The following is a 12,770-nucleotide window of genomic DNA, read 5'->3' on the forward strand; positions in this document are numbered from 1 at the left end:
CCGCGCAGCCGAGCAAGCTCGGCTCTACGGCATCGCACCCCGAACCCGCTCTGCACGGCCCCCCGTAGAGCGGAGCTCGCTCCGCTGCTCTTCGGCTCCGGCGCCCGCGCAGTCGAGCGAGCTCGGCTCTACGGAATCGTCCGGCCTTCTCGTTCCGGCAGCCAGGTCAATGCGCCTGGTCCCAGTTCTCTCCGACGCCGCTGTCGACCGCCAGCGGCACCCGCAGCTCGGCGGCCGCGGTCATCCGCGGCACCACCTCCGCCAGCAGGGTGTCGATGAAGTCCGTCCGCGCCTCGAACACCAGCTCGTCGTGCACCTGCAGGATCATCCGCGCCGCGCCCGCGGGCTGCGTCGCCAGCCAGGCGTCGATGGCGATCATCGCGCGCTTGATGATGTCGGCGGCGGTGCCCTGCATCGGCGCGTTGATCGCGGCGCGCTCGGCGCCGGCGCGCAGGCCCTGGTTGCGGGCGGCGATGTTCTCCAGGTACAGCCGCCGGCCGAACACCGTCTCCACGTAGCCCTGGTCGCGCGCCTGCTGCCGGGTACGCTCCATGAAGTCGCGCACGCCCGGGTAGCGCGAGAAGTACAGCGCGATGTAGTCCTGCGCCTCGCCGCGGCCGATGCCCAGGTTGCGCGCCAGGCCGAACGCGCTCATGCCGTACATCAGGCCGAAGTTGATCGCCTTGGCGGCACGGCGCTCGTTGGGCGTCACCTGGTCCATCGTCCGCCCGAACACCTCGGCCGCGGTGGCGCGGTGGATGTCGGCGCCGGAGGCGAACGCCTTGAGCAGCCCGTCGTCCTGCGACAGGTGGGCCATGATCCGCAGTTCGATCTGCGAATAGTCGCAGGCGACGATGCGGTTGCCGGGATCGGCGACGAAGGCCCGGCGGATGCGGCGCCCGTCCTCGGTGCGGATCGGGATGTTCTGCAGGTTGGGGTCGCTGGAGGCCAGGCGCCCGGTGGCGGCGCCGGCCTGGTGGAAGCTGGTGTGCACCCGGCCGGTCTCCGGGTTGACGATATCGGCCAGTTTCTCGGTATAGGTGCTGCGCAGCTTGGCCAGCGCGCGATACTCCAGGATCACCCGCGGCAGCTCGTGCTGGTCGGCGATCGCCTCCAGCGCTTCCTCGTTGGTGCTGGGCTGGCCCTTGGGCGTCTTCAGCACCGCCGGCAGCTTCAGCTCGTCGAACAGCAGCGCCTGCAGCTGCTTGGGCGAATCGAGGTTGAAGGTGCGGCCGGCCAGCTCCGTCGCCTTCTGCTGCGCGGCGAGCATGCGCCGCGACAGGTCGGCGGTCTGCCGGCGCAGCTCGTCGCCGTCGATGCGCACGCCATTGGCCTCGATCCGCGCGAGCACCGGCACCAGCGGGATCTCGATCTCGCGGTAGACGCGCTCGAGCGACGGCACCTCGGCCAGCTTCGGCGCCAGCAGCCGGTGCAGGCGCAGGGTGACGTCGGCGTCCTCGGCGGCGTAGCGGGTGGCGTCGTCGATCGCGACCTGCGAGAACGCGATCGCCTTGGCGCCCTTGCCGGCGACGTCGGCGTACTTGACCGTGGTGTAGCCGAGGTAGCGCAGCGCCAGCGAGTCCATGTCGTGGCGGCTGGCGGTGGCGTTGAACACGAAGCTCTCGAGCATGCTGTCGTCGGCGTAGCCCCGCACCTCGACGCCGTGCCGGCGCAGCACGTGCAGGTCGTACTTGCCGTGGTGGCCGAGCTTCTTCTTGCCCGCGTCCTCGAACAGCGGCCGCAGCGCCGCCAGCACCTCGCCGCGGTCGAGCTGCGGCGGCGCGCCGCCGTAGTCGTGCGCCAGCGGCAGGTACGCGGCGCGGCCGGGCTCGACGCTGAAGCTGATGCCGACCAGGTTGGCGCGCATCGGGTCCAGCGCGTCGGTCTCGGTGTCGAAGGCGAACTCGCCGGCGTCGCGCAGGCGCGCGATCCAGGCGTCGAGCTGCGCGCGCTCGAGGATCGCCTCGTACTCGCCGGCGACCGCCAGCGCCGGATCGGCGGTCCCGTCCGCACTCGCCGCCGGCCGCGCATAGCCGGCCTCGGTGCCGCGCACGCCGATCCGCCGCGCCTCGCCGGCGACCGGCGGCGCGGCAGCGGCGCCGTCGAGGTCGCGCAGCGCCTGGGTGAAGCCGTAGCGGGTGTACATGGCGCGCAGCGTGTCGACGTCGCGCTCGCGCAGCTGCAGCTGCCGCGGGCCGCGCGGCATGGCGACATCGGTCCGGATCGTCACCAGCTCGCGATTGAGCGGCAGCCGCGGCAGCGCGGTGCGCAGGTTGTCGCCGATCTTGCCCTTGATCGCGTCGGCGTTGGCGATCACCCCGTCCAGCGATTCGTACTCGCCCAGCCACTTGGCCGCGGTCTTGGGGCCGCACTTGTCGACGCCGCGCACGTTGTCGACGGTGTCGCCCATCAGCGCCAGCAGGTCGATGATCTGTCCCGGACGTACGCCGAACTTGCCGATCACCGCCTCTTCGCTGTCCAGGCGGCTGCCGCTCATGGTGTTGACCAGCGCGATCCGCGGCTGCACCAGCTGGGCGAAGTCCTTGTCGCTGGTGGACACGGTGACCTCGATGCCATCCTGCGCCGCCGCCAGCGCCAGGGTGCCGATCACGTCGTCGGCCTCGACCCCGGGCTCGCTCAGGATGCTGATGCCCAGCGCCTCGACGATGTCGCACATCGGCTGCACCTGGGCGCGCAGCTCGTCCGGCATCGGCGGGCGATTGGCCTTGTATTCGGGATAGATGTCGTCGCGGAAGGTCTTGCCGGGCGCGTCGACCACGAAGGCGACGTAGTCGGGCTTCTCGTTGAGGGTGGCGCGCAGCATGTTGACCACGCCGAACAGCGCGCCGGTGGGCTCGCCCTGGGCGTTGGTCAGCGGCGGCAGCGCGTGGAAGGCGCGGTACAGGTACGAAGACCCGTCGATCAGGACTAGGCGTGGCATCGCTCGATTCTACCGCCGCGCCGGCGCCGACGCCGCTTCGCCCAATCGCGGTCACGGCGCGTTCGCCGCGGCCCGGCGCATAATCGAGTTCGCATGTCCGAACCGCCCGAAGCCCCCGAACCGCCATGGAGTCCGCGATGAAGTCCCTGCTGCTGGTCCCGCTGCTGCTGCTCGCCGCCTGCGCCACCACCGAAGCGCCGCCGGGGCCGGAGATCCCCGCCAATGCGGTCGAGGCCACCCGCACCGAACCCAACGGCGACGTCATCACCGAGTACCGGGTCGGCGGCCAGCTGCGCGTGGTGCAGGTGCGGTCGGCGCGCGGGGCGACGTACTACCTCTACGACCGCGACGGCGACGGCAGCCTCGACAGCGACATCGACGATCCGCCGCAGACCTACTTCAAGCTGTTCGAGTGGTAGCGGCCGTCGTGCCGGCGACGCCGCCGCTGAACGTCGCGCTGGTCGGCTACGGATTCGTCGGCAGGGTGTTCCACGCGCCCTTGATCGCGCACACGCCGGGGTTGCGGCTGCATACGGTGGTCTCGGGCGACGCCGCCAAGGTGCAGGCGGACTTCCCCGGCGTGCACGTGCAGGCCGATCCCGAGGCCGCGTTCGCCGACGACGCCGTCGACCTCGTGGTGCTGGCCAGCCCCAACCACAGCCATGCGCCGCTGGCGCTGGCGGCGCTCGGGGCCGGACGGCACGTGGTGGTCGACAAGCCGTTCACGGTCACCGTCGCCGAGGCGGAGGCCGTCGTCGCCGCGGCCGACGCCGCCGGGCGCCTGGTCAGCGTGTTCCAGAACCGGCGCTGGGATACCGAATTCCTCACCCTGCGCAAGCTGATCGATGACGGCGCGCTGGGCGAGGTCGTCGAGCTGCACTCGCATTTCGACCGCTTCCGCCCGCAGGTGCCGGACCGCTGGCGCGAACGCCCGGGGCCGGGCGCCGGGCTCTGGTTCGACCTCGGCCCGCACCTGGTCGACCAGGCCCTGCAGCTGTTCGGCATGCCCGACGCGGTGCAGGCCGACCTGGCCCTGATGCGCGACGAAGCCCAGGTCGACGACTGGTTCCAGGTGACCCTGCGCTGGCCGCGGCGGCGGGTGGTGCTGCACGCCTCGACGCTGGCCGCCGCCAACGGCCTGCGCTTCGCCGCTCACGGCACCGGCGGCAGCTGGATCAAGCACGGGCTGGACCCGCAGGAGGACCGGCTGCGCGCCGGCATCGCGCCGGGAGCGGCGGGCTGGGACCACGACCCGCTGCCGGGCGAACTGGTGCGCGCCGACGGCGGGACCCTGCGCCGGGAGACGACCGCGAGCGTGCCCGGCGATTACCGCGACTACTACGCCGGCATCCGCGACGCGATCGCGGAGGGCACGCCGCCGCCGGTCACGGCGCCGCAGGCGCTCGAGGTCATGCGGATCCTGGAAGCGGCGCGCGACAGCGCCGAACGCGGCGCGGCGGTCGCGGTCGGCTGAGGCCTGCCACTCCCTCGACGATGCCGGGCGGCGGCGGTCGCGGCAAGTCGCGGCACGATCACCGCGAGGCACGACTCCCTCTTGTGGGAGCGACGGAAGTCGCGACTGGCCGCCCGCGAAGTCGCGACTTCCGTCGCTCCCACAAAGAAGGCCCGGTTCGCTCCTCGGCAGCCGGGATCCGGGGATCGGATGTCGGTCCGGGCCAGACGGGCCCAGTCAACAGGCCCGAACCTTCAGCGCCGCGCCTCGCTCGCCATCCGCACCGCGAACGCGGCCAGCACCGTGCCCATCAGCCAGCGCTGCGCCGTCCGACCGGCAGCGCGCGTAGAGAAGAAGGCGCGGACTGCTCCCCTGTGGGAGCGACGGAAGTCGCGACGGGTCGCCCGCGTGGTGTCGCGACTTCCGCCGCTCCCACAGGCGTTCGGGCCAGGCCCTGCCGGAGAGCGGGCGCACGGCGAACGCTCAGTCGCGCTTGACGCCGTGCCCGCCGAAGGCGTCGCGCAGCGCCGCCAGCAGCTTGTCGGCGAAGGCGTCGTCGTCGCGCGAGCGCAGGCGCTCGAGCAAGGCCTGGGTGATCACCGGCGCGGCGACGTCCAGGTCGATGGCCTCGGCCACGGTCCAGCGGCCCTCGCCCGAATCGGCCACGAACGGCGCGATGCCGTCGAGCGCCGGATTGCCGCGCAGCGCATCGGCGGCCAGGTCGAGCAGCCACGAGCGCACCACGCTGCCCTCGCGCCAGATGTCGGCCACCTGGGCGAGGTCGAAACCGAGGTCCTGCTTGCGCTGCAGGATCGCGAAGCCTTCGGCGTAGGCCTGCATCAGGCCGTACTCGATGCCGTTGTGCACCATCTTGGCGAAATGGCCGGCCCCGGCGGGGCCCACATGCCCCCAGCCGCGCTCGGGGGCCGGGGCCAGCGTCCGGAACAGCGGCGCCAGCCGTTGCGCCAGCGCGGCATCGCCGCCGATGGTCAGGCTGTAGCCTTCCTCCAGTCCCCAGATGCCGCCGCTGGTGCCGACGTCGAGCCAGCCGAGGCCGTGCTCGGCCGCCAGCGCCGCGCGGCGCTGGCTGTCGCGATAGAAGCTGTTGCCGCCGTCGATCACCACGTCGCCGGGCGCCAGCAGCGGACGCAGCGCCGCGATCGTGTCGTCGACGATCAGGCCGGCCGGCACCATCAGCCACAGCGCGCGCGGCGCCGGCAGCAGCGCGACCAGGTCCGGAAGCGACCCGGCCACCTCGACCCCGCGCGCGGCCGCCGCGATGCGCGCCGCCTCGCCCGGGTCGAAACCGGCCACGCGGTGGCCGCCGCGCAGCAGCCGTTCGGCCATGTTCGCGCCCATGCGGCCGAGTCCGATCATGCCCAGGTCCATGCGTTTGCTCCGGCGAAGACGGAGCACAAGCCTCGCACAGCGCGCGCGCCGCGTCTGCGCCGGGCGCCTTCCCGCATGTGGCCGAGCTTGCTCGCCAGCGTGGGCTCCGGAGCCGGGAGCAAGCTCCGCTCTACGGGAGAGGGGCCGGGCGGAGGTCTGGATCCGACGCGTAGAGCCGAGCTTGCTCGGCTGCGCGGGCTCCGGAGCCGAAGGCAGCGGAGCAAGCTCCGCTCTACGGGAGAGGGACTGGGCCGGGGGTCTGGATCCGACACGTAGAGCCGAGCTTGCTCGGCTGCGCGGGCTCCGGAGCCGAAGGCAGCGGAGCAAGCTCCGCTCTACGGGAGAGGGACTGGGTGGGGGTCTGGATCCGACACGTAGAGCCGAGCTTGCTCGGCTGCGCGGGCTCCGGAGCCGGGAGCAGCGGAGCAAGCTTCGCTCTACGGGAAAGAGGCCGGGCGAGGGTCTGGATCCGACGCGTAGAGCCGAGCTTGCTCGGCTGCGCGGGCCCCGGAGCCGAAGGCAGCGGAGCAAGCTCCGCTCTACGCGGAGGGCGGGCCGTCAGTCGCCGGCGGCGATGCGGACGCCGCGCAGCTGCGGGTGGCCGTCGACCAGGTCGGTCCAGACAGCGTGGGCCACGCCGTCGTGCACCACCAGTTTCGGGAACCCGGTGGCACGGCCGCGCCCCTGCAGCTTCGCCAGCTCGATGCGTTCGAACTCGCGCGACAGGTCGGGCGCATAGCGGGCGAACCAGAGCGACTGGCCGTCGCCGTCCTCGCGCAGCCACAACACACGGACCTGCTGCGCATCGAGCGCGATCGCGACGCGGCCGTGCACCGCATCGCCGCGGTCGAGCACCAGCGGTTCGCCGAAGCTGTCGCCGGCATCGCGGCTGTGCGCCAGCTTCACCTGCGGCTCGCCGCCGGCCGCGGTGTACCAGGCCACCACCGCCTCGCTGCCGCGCGCGGCGACGTCGGGGCCGTTGACCGGGCAGGCCGGCATGATCCAGTCGTCGGCATGCACCCGCCTGGGCGCGGTCCATGCATTGCCCTCCAAGCGGGTGGCGAGGATGTCGCGGACCTCCTCGCCGGTGCGGCCGCGGTAGACCAGCAGCGCGCCGCGGTCGGTCATCGCCACGTCGGTCTTGCAGCATTCGCAGGTGCGGGTGTCGACGGTGGCCTCCTGCACCGGCTGCAGGCCGCGATCGAACAGCGCCGAGCGCAGCATCATCGAGCCGCCGTGCGCGCCGTGCCCGGCGTGCTCGTCGCCGCCGGTGTTGCGGCCGTCGAGCCAGGCGATGCCGAGCAGGTCGCGGCCCTGCGGCCACAGCGACACGAAGCCGTGCTCGGTCGGAGTGCCGTCGTCGTGCGGGGTGATCGGCGGCGCCCAGTTGGCGCCGCCGTCCTGCGAGCGGGTCAGCACCACGTCGTAGGCATAGGGCGCGTTGGCGGTCTTCTGCAGCCAATGCGCCCACAGCGCGCCGTCGGCGGTGGCGAGGACGTGCGGGGTATCGGCCCAGTTGACGAACATGCGGCTGCCGATGGCGATCGTCACCGGACGTGTCTGCCAGCGCTGCTGCACCGGATCCCAGGCGCTGAAGCGGAACAGGTGCCGGCGCCCGGCCCGCGAGTCGAGCCACGACAGCAGCACGCGCCCGTCCGGCGCCAGCGCCAGGTCCGGCGCCGAGGTCCCCGGCGTGATCGCGGGCAGCGGCCAGTCGAGGATGCGGCTCGGGCGCGCCGGGTCGCCGCCGGCGTCGGCGATTCCAGGGGCCGCCGCGCGGTCGCCGCCGCAAGCGGCCAACAGCAGCGCCAGGGCGGCCCACGACGCGAAACGGCGGAGTCGGGAGAGCGTGACAGTGTTCATGCCGCAAGCGTAACCTGCGTTGGCGATCCATGCCCGCGCACGCACCGGGCCCCATCCAACGGCCGTTTCCCATGCTCGTCATCGTCGCCAGCTACACCGACCCCATCGAGGCGCAGATCGCGCGCGGCCTGCTCGCGGCCGAGGGCATCGACGCGCACCTGGGCGACGAGCACAGCGCGCTGGCGAACTGGGAATGGCGGCTGGCGATCGGCGGGGTCAAGCTGCGGGTGCCGGAGGAGCAGGCGATGCACGCGCGGCGCATCCTGCAGGCGCTCGATGCGGGTGCCTATGCGCTACAGGACGACCCCGACCCCGACCAGCCGACGCCCGGCGCGGCGCTGCACGCGCCGTACCGGGAATCGCGATCGAGCCGCCTGGCCTGGGCGGCGCTGATGCTGCTCGGCATTCCGCTGCCGTGGCGGCGGCGCAGTGGCGACGAGGCGGTGGCCCGGCCGTTCTGAACGCACCGCGCCTGTCAACGGCTACCGCCGATCCGTTTGCGTTGCCACAATCCACCGCTTCGCGGCGAACGGCCGCACGACGACGGACACGATGCACGATTCCACGCCCGCGCTCGCGCGCAAGATCGCCCACGCCATCGCTGTCGAGATCGGCGCCCGCCCCGAACAGGCCGAGGCCGCCATCGCCCTGCTCGACGGCGGCGCCACGGTGCCGTTCGTCGCCCGCTACCGCAAGGAGGCCACCGGCGGACTGGACGACACCCAGCTGCGCAACCTGGAGACGCGGCTGGCCTACCTGCGCGAACTGGAAGACCGCCGCGCGACGATCCTGGCCAGCATCGGCGAACAGGGCAAGCTGACCGACGCGTTGCGCAACGAGATCGAGGCCGCCGACAGCAAGGCGCGCCTGGAAGACCTGTACCTGCCGTACAAGCCCAAACGCCGCACCCGCGCGCAGATCGCGCGCGAGGCCGGACTGGAACCGTTGGCCGATGGCCTGCTCGACGACCCGAGCCGGGTGCCGGAGGACCACGCCGCCGGCTTCGTCGATGCCGACAAGGGCGTGGCCGACGCCAAGGCGGCGCTGGAGGGCGCGCGCGCGATCCTGATGGAACGCTGGGGCGAGGACGCCGCGCTGCTCGGCGAACTGCGCGCCTGGCTGCAGGACAACGGCGTGATCCGCGCCAGGGTGGTCGAAGGCAAGGAGGCGGCCGGCGCGAAGTTCCGCGACTACTTCGACCATGCCGAGCCGCTGGCGAGGATCCCGTCGCACCGCCTGCTGGCGCTGTTCCGCGCGCGGCGCGAGGAGGTCCTGCAGCTCGAACTGGAGCCGGGCACCGATCCCGACGCCGGCCACGCCTACGCGGAAGGGCGCATCGCGCTTCGTGCCGGCATCGCCGAGCGCGGCCGTCCTGCCGACGCCTGGCTGCGCAACGCCTGCCGCTTGGCGTGGCGGGCCAAGCTGCACCTGCATCTTCTGATCGACCTGTTCAACCAGGCGCGCGAGAAGGCCGAGGCCGAAGCGATCGCGGTGTTCGGCAACAATCTCGAGGACCTGCTGCTGGCGGCGCCGGCCGGCCCGCGCGCGGTGCTGGGGCTCGACCCGGGCCTGCGCACCGGGGTGAAGGTGGCCGTGGTCGACGCCACCGGCAAGCTCGTCGCCACCGACACCCTCTACCCGCACGAACCGAAGCGGCAATGGGAAGCCTCGCTGCACGCGCTCGCCGCGCTGTGCCGCGCGCACGGCGTCGAACTCGTCGCCATCGGCAACGGCACCGCCAGCCGCGAGACCGACAGGCTGGCCGGCGAGCTGATCCGCCGCCACCCGGAACTGAAGCTGCAGAAGCTCGTCGTCAGCGAAGCCGGCGCCTCGGTGTACTCGGCCTCGGAACTGGCCGCGCGCGAGTTCCCGGGCCTGGACGTCTCGCTGCGCGGCGCGGTGTCGATCGCGCGCCGGCTGCAGGACCCGCTGGCGGAGCTGGTGAAGATCGAACCGAAATCGATCGGCGTCGGCCAGTACCAGCACGACGTCGACCAGTTCCGCATGGCACGCGCGCTCGAGGCCAAGGTGGAGGACTGCGTGAACGCGGTCGGCGTGCACGTCAACACCGCCTCGGCGCCGCTGCTGGCGCGCGTGGCCGGCCTGTCGCCGTCGGTGGCCGAGAACATCGTCGTGCACCGCGACGCCAACGGCCCCTTCAGGCGCCGCCGCGACCTGCTGCAGGTGCCGCGCCTGGGCGAGAAGACCTTCGAGCAGTGCGCCGGCTTCCTGCGCATCGCCGACGGCGACGAACCGCTCGACGCGTCCGCCGTGCACCCGGAGGCCTACCCGGTGATCGAGCGCATCGTGGAGGCCTGCGGCCGCGAGGTGAAGCAGATCGTCGGCGACGCCTCGTTCGTTCGCACGCTGCGGCCCGAGCAGTTCACCGACGAGCGCTTCGGCCTGCCGACCGTGCGCGACATCCTCAAGGAACTGGAAAAGCCCGGCCGCGATCCGCGCCCCGAGTTCAAGGCGGCGACCTTCGCCGAGGGCGTGGAGGACATCAAGGACCTCGAGCCGGGCATGATCCTCGAGGGCGTGGTCAGCAACGTCGCCGCGTTCGGCGCCTTCGTCGACATCGGCGTGCACCAGGACGGCCTGGTCCACATCTCGGCGCTGTCCGACCGATTCGTCAAGGATCCGCGCGAGGTGGTCAAGGCCGGCGACATCGTCAAGGTGAAGGTGCTGGAGGTCGACGTCGCCCGCAAGCGCATCGCCTTGACCCGCCGCCTGGACGACCCGGTCGGCGAAGCGGCCCCGCGCCTGCAGCGCAACGGTGAGCGCGATGCGCGCACCCGCGGCTCACGGGCCGGCCAGGGCCGCGACCCGCGCGGCGGCAAGGCCACGGCCGCGCCGCTCAACAGCGCCCTGGCCGACGCATTCGCCCGCGCCAAGCGCACCTGACCCGCGCCGCGCCTCGGATGGCGCGGATCGAGCCGAGCCGCAAAGCGGCTTCGGCCGAGGCAAGGCGTCGCTAGGTTGCGCCCGTGCCGCGGGACCGGACGGCGCGCGCCGCCAACGCCCAGAGCAGCGCGACCAGCGCCGCGCCAAGCACCGCAAGGCTGAAGACCATCCACGCGACACCGCGCCCGCCGCCGAAGTTGAGCGCCAGGTTGCCCGCGAGTGCCACGGACACGGGCAGCCAGGCGACGGCGGCGAAGAACACGCCGAACGCCACGCCCCGGAGCGCCGTGCCGCGTGCGCTGAGCGCGAGAGGCGCGCCTGCCAGCGCGCAAAGGCCGAACGCCGCCGTGGCGTTGCCGAGCGGCAACCCGCCGGGCAGCGGCCGCTCGAGGAAGGACGCACCGCCGACGAGAAGCAGAAACGCAGCGCCCGCGCCCACCAGCAGGATGGCGGCGGCTATTCCCGGCGTGCGCATGCGTTCGCCGACATCCGGTGCGCCCGGTCCCTGCGCCGCGCCCTGACCCGGGGGCGCTTCGCCACCGGCGAATCCCGGCAGCGCGCGCTCAGGCAGCGGGACGCAGCCATACGTACCTGTTGCGCACGAAGAGGATGTGGAAGATCGCGAACAACGGATGCGCGTTCGGCCCGCAAGACAGCTGCACAGTCTCGCCCTGCCCGACCTCGACGCGTAGTTCCGGCGACCGGCACCAGTCGATCCGCAGCTGCACGGCATGCGGACCGGGCACCACCTGGACCTCGCAGCTCGCGCCGTTGGCGATCCTTGCGACCTCCTTGCCGTCGACGAACACGACGTAGTCGCGTCCCCGATCCTGCCAACGCGCCTTCTTCCTGTGAACCGCGATCCGCGACATCGTCCTTCAGCCTTCCAGCCCCTCGATGGCGCCTTCTTACCACAAGGAGGCTGTTGCCGAGCACCATGCGCGGGGAACTGGACGAACAGGCGTTGCGGGCGATCCATGACCGTTTCGACGTCCACTTCGTCCCTGCCTGACACGGCGCTCCAAACACCTGCCAGGCCGCGCCTCCGATCACCACTTGGCGCTCGGCGACGTGGCCAGGCCCTCGTACAGCCCGAGAACGTCGTCGTTGTCGACGCCGGGATCCCCGATCGCGTAAAGCGTGCCGAAGACCGCCTCGTATGCGACGCTACGGTTGATCAGGCAGATGTCCGCGGCGGAGACGCCCGCAGCCAGGGCGCGCTCGATGGCCGCGCCCACGCCCGCGAAGGAGCCGTCGGGCTGGCGCTTGCAGTTGGCGACGATGTTGTCGAGCGTGGACGGATCGTCCAGCGGATTGATGATCTCCCGCCAAAGATGCTCGATCAGTGCTTCCCGGGTCGGCATGTGCGGCTCCTGGCGGCCTGGCGTTCGACTTGGGCGGACCGCCGAAGGCCTGTCCGCATGGAGGAAGAGTCGGCTTTCGCCGCCGGTCATCCGTGTTGCGTGACGACGATCGGTTCGCCCCTGGTGATGATCATCGTGTGCTCGTACTGCGCCGACAAGTTGCCATGCGCGCCAACCAGGGTCCACCCATCGGACGTCTCGGTCACCATGCGGCTCCTTGTCGAGAGGAACGGCTCGATGGTGATCACCATGCCATCGCTCAAGATGCGCCTGTCCGCCGGATCGAAGTACCCGGGGATGTGCTCGGGTGCTTCGTGCAGCGCACGGCCGGTCCCGTGGCTACCGAGATTCTCGATGACCCTGAAGCCGTATGTCTTCGCAGTCCGCTCGATCGCGGCGCCGATGCCATGGATGGGCAGGCCCGCGCGGGCCTGTTTCATCGCCTGCCCGAGCGCCGTGCGGGTGGCGTGGCACAAGCGCGTCTTCCGCGGGTCGGTCGGGGGCACGACCTTCGTTCCTCCGGTATCGGCGAAGTAGCCTTCCAGCTCGGCGGAAACATCGACGTTCAGCACGTCGCCAGGCCGGATCCGCCGGTCGCCCGGGATGCCGTGCGCGGCCTCCTCGTTGATGCTGATGCAGGTCGCGCCCGGGAAGCCGTAGGTCAGCCTGGGCGCCGATCGCGCGCCGTGCTTTTCCAGCAACCGCTCGCCGAGCGAATCCAGCTCGCGCGTGGTCATGCCGGGTTCGGCGGCGTCGAGCATCGCCTGAAGCACATTGGAAACGATCCTGCCGATGCGCTTGAGCGCGGCGACATCGTCCTCGGTTTCGATGGTCATGCGAACTCCTCTCCAAGCCC

General features: G+C 72.0%; 11 protein-coding genes. 4 read left to right on the top strand and 7 right to left on the bottom strand.

Going from position 1 to position 12,770, the window contains the following annotated elements; translation table 11 throughout:
- Positions 1-166: 166 nt before the first annotated feature.
- A complete protein-coding gene (polA, locus tag U3649_RS02190; protein WP_407353264.1) occupies positions 167-2,941 on the bottom strand; it encodes a DNA polymerase I in 2,775 nt (924 codons plus the stop codon).
- A gap of 137 nt (positions 2,942-3,078) precedes the next feature.
- Here polA and U3649_RS02195 point away from each other — a divergent pair, with 137 nt between their 5' ends.
- Positions 3,079-3,360, top strand: coding sequence for a DUF2782 domain-containing protein (locus U3649_RS02195; protein WP_407353265.1), 282 nt, complete (start codon positions 3,079-3,081; stop codon positions 3,358-3,360).
- Positions 3,354-4,415: an oxidoreductase gene (locus U3649_RS02200; RefSeq protein WP_407353266.1), complete on the top strand. Its 1,062-nt coding sequence runs from the start codon at positions 3,354-3,356 to the stop codon at positions 4,413-4,415. Before U3649_RS02195 ends, U3649_RS02200 begins: the two co-directional genes overlap by 7 nt.
- Positions 4,416-4,877: 462 nt before the next feature.
- Here U3649_RS02200 and gnd read toward each other — a convergent pair whose 3' ends face one another.
- Positions 4,878-5,783, bottom strand: a complete 906-nt coding sequence (gnd, locus tag U3649_RS02205; protein ID WP_407353267.1) for a phosphogluconate dehydrogenase (NAD(+)-dependent, decarboxylating) — start codon at positions 5,781-5,783, stop codon at positions 4,878-4,880.
- A gap of 558 nt (positions 5,784-6,341) precedes the next feature.
- Positions 6,342-7,646 (bottom strand): hypothetical protein, encoded by a 1,305-nt coding sequence (locus U3649_RS02210; RefSeq protein ID WP_407353268.1) that lies wholly within the window; start codon positions 7,644-7,646, stop codon positions 6,342-6,344.
- 71 nt (positions 7,647-7,717) lie between these two features.
- On the opposite strand from U3649_RS02210, the gene U3649_RS02215 reads away from it, so the two are divergent.
- Together U3649_RS02215 and U3649_RS02220 are read left to right on the top strand one after the other, a co-directional pair.
- A complete protein-coding gene (locus tag U3649_RS02215) occupies positions 7,718-8,107 on the top strand; it encodes a putative signal transducing protein (RefSeq protein WP_407353269.1) in 390 nt (129 codons plus the stop codon).
- 91 nt (positions 8,108-8,198) lie between these two features.
- Positions 8,199-10,550, top strand: a complete 2,352-nt coding sequence (locus U3649_RS02220; protein WP_407353270.1) for a Tex family protein — start codon at positions 8,199-8,201, stop codon at positions 10,548-10,550.
- A gap of 70 nt (positions 10,551-10,620) precedes the next feature.
- Here the strand turns inward: U3649_RS02220 and U3649_RS02225 are convergent, their stop codons facing one another.
- The 4 genes from U3649_RS02225 to map form a co-directional block, all read right to left on the bottom strand.
- Complete coding sequence (locus U3649_RS02225) at positions 10,621-11,025, bottom strand: hypothetical protein (RefSeq protein ID WP_407353271.1); 405 nt, start codon at positions 11,023-11,025, stop codon at positions 10,621-10,623.
- A gap of 88 nt (positions 11,026-11,113) precedes the next feature.
- Positions 11,114-11,422 carry a hypothetical protein gene (locus U3649_RS02230; RefSeq protein WP_407353272.1) on the bottom strand — a complete coding sequence of 103 codons (309 nt, stop codon included), beginning with the start codon at positions 11,420-11,422 and terminating at the stop codon, positions 11,114-11,116.
- A gap of 177 nt (positions 11,423-11,599) precedes the next feature.
- Entirely contained in the window at positions 11,600-11,914 is a 315-nt protein-coding gene (locus tag U3649_RS02235; RefSeq protein ID WP_407353273.1) for a hypothetical protein, read from the bottom strand.
- A gap of 86 nt (positions 11,915-12,000) precedes the next feature.
- Positions 12,001-12,750, bottom strand: coding sequence for a type I methionyl aminopeptidase (gene map, locus U3649_RS02240; RefSeq protein ID WP_407353274.1), 750 nt, complete (start codon positions 12,748-12,750; stop codon positions 12,001-12,003).
- Positions 12,751-12,770: the final 20 nt, after the last annotated feature.

It is taken from the genome of Luteimonas sp. R10 (assembly GCF_045689605.1).
Taxonomy (GTDB): domain Bacteria; phylum Pseudomonadota; class Gammaproteobacteria; order Xanthomonadales; family Xanthomonadaceae; genus Luteimonas.

Excerpts from the sequence above, each read along its gene's own strand:
- polA (WP_407353264.1), bottom strand. The coding sequence starts at position 2,941 with ATGCCACGCCTAGTCCTGATCGACGGGTCTTCGTACCTGTACCGCGCC.
- U3649_RS02195 (WP_407353265.1), top strand. The coding sequence starts at position 3,079 with ATGAAGTCCCTGCTGCTGGTCCCGCTGCTGCTGCTCGCCGCCTGCGCC.
- gnd (WP_407353267.1), bottom strand. The coding sequence starts at position 5,783 with ATGGACCTGGGCATGATCGGACTCGGCCGCATGGGCGCGAACATGGCC.
- U3649_RS02210 (WP_407353268.1), bottom strand. The coding sequence starts at position 7,646 with ATGAACACTGTCACGCTCTCCCGACTCCGCCGTTTCGCGTCGTGGGCC.
- U3649_RS02215 (WP_407353269.1), top strand. The coding sequence starts at position 7,718 with ATGCTCGTCATCGTCGCCAGCTACACCGACCCCATCGAGGCGCAGATC.
- U3649_RS02220 (WP_407353270.1), top strand. The coding sequence starts at position 8,199 with ATGCACGATTCCACGCCCGCGCTCGCGCGCAAGATCGCCCACGCCATC.
- U3649_RS02225 (WP_407353271.1), bottom strand. The coding sequence starts at position 11,025 with ATGCGCACGCCGGGAATAGCCGCCGCCATCCTGCTGGTGGGCGCGGGC.
- U3649_RS02230 (WP_407353272.1), bottom strand. The coding sequence starts at position 11,422 with ATGTCGCGGATCGCGGTTCACAGGAAGAAGGCGCGTTGGCAGGATCGG.
- U3649_RS02235 (WP_407353273.1), bottom strand. The coding sequence starts at position 11,914 with ATGCCGACCCGGGAAGCACTGATCGAGCATCTTTGGCGGGAGATCATC.
- map (WP_407353274.1), bottom strand. The coding sequence starts at position 12,750 with ATGACCATCGAAACCGAGGACGATGTCGCCGCGCTCAAGCGCATCGGC.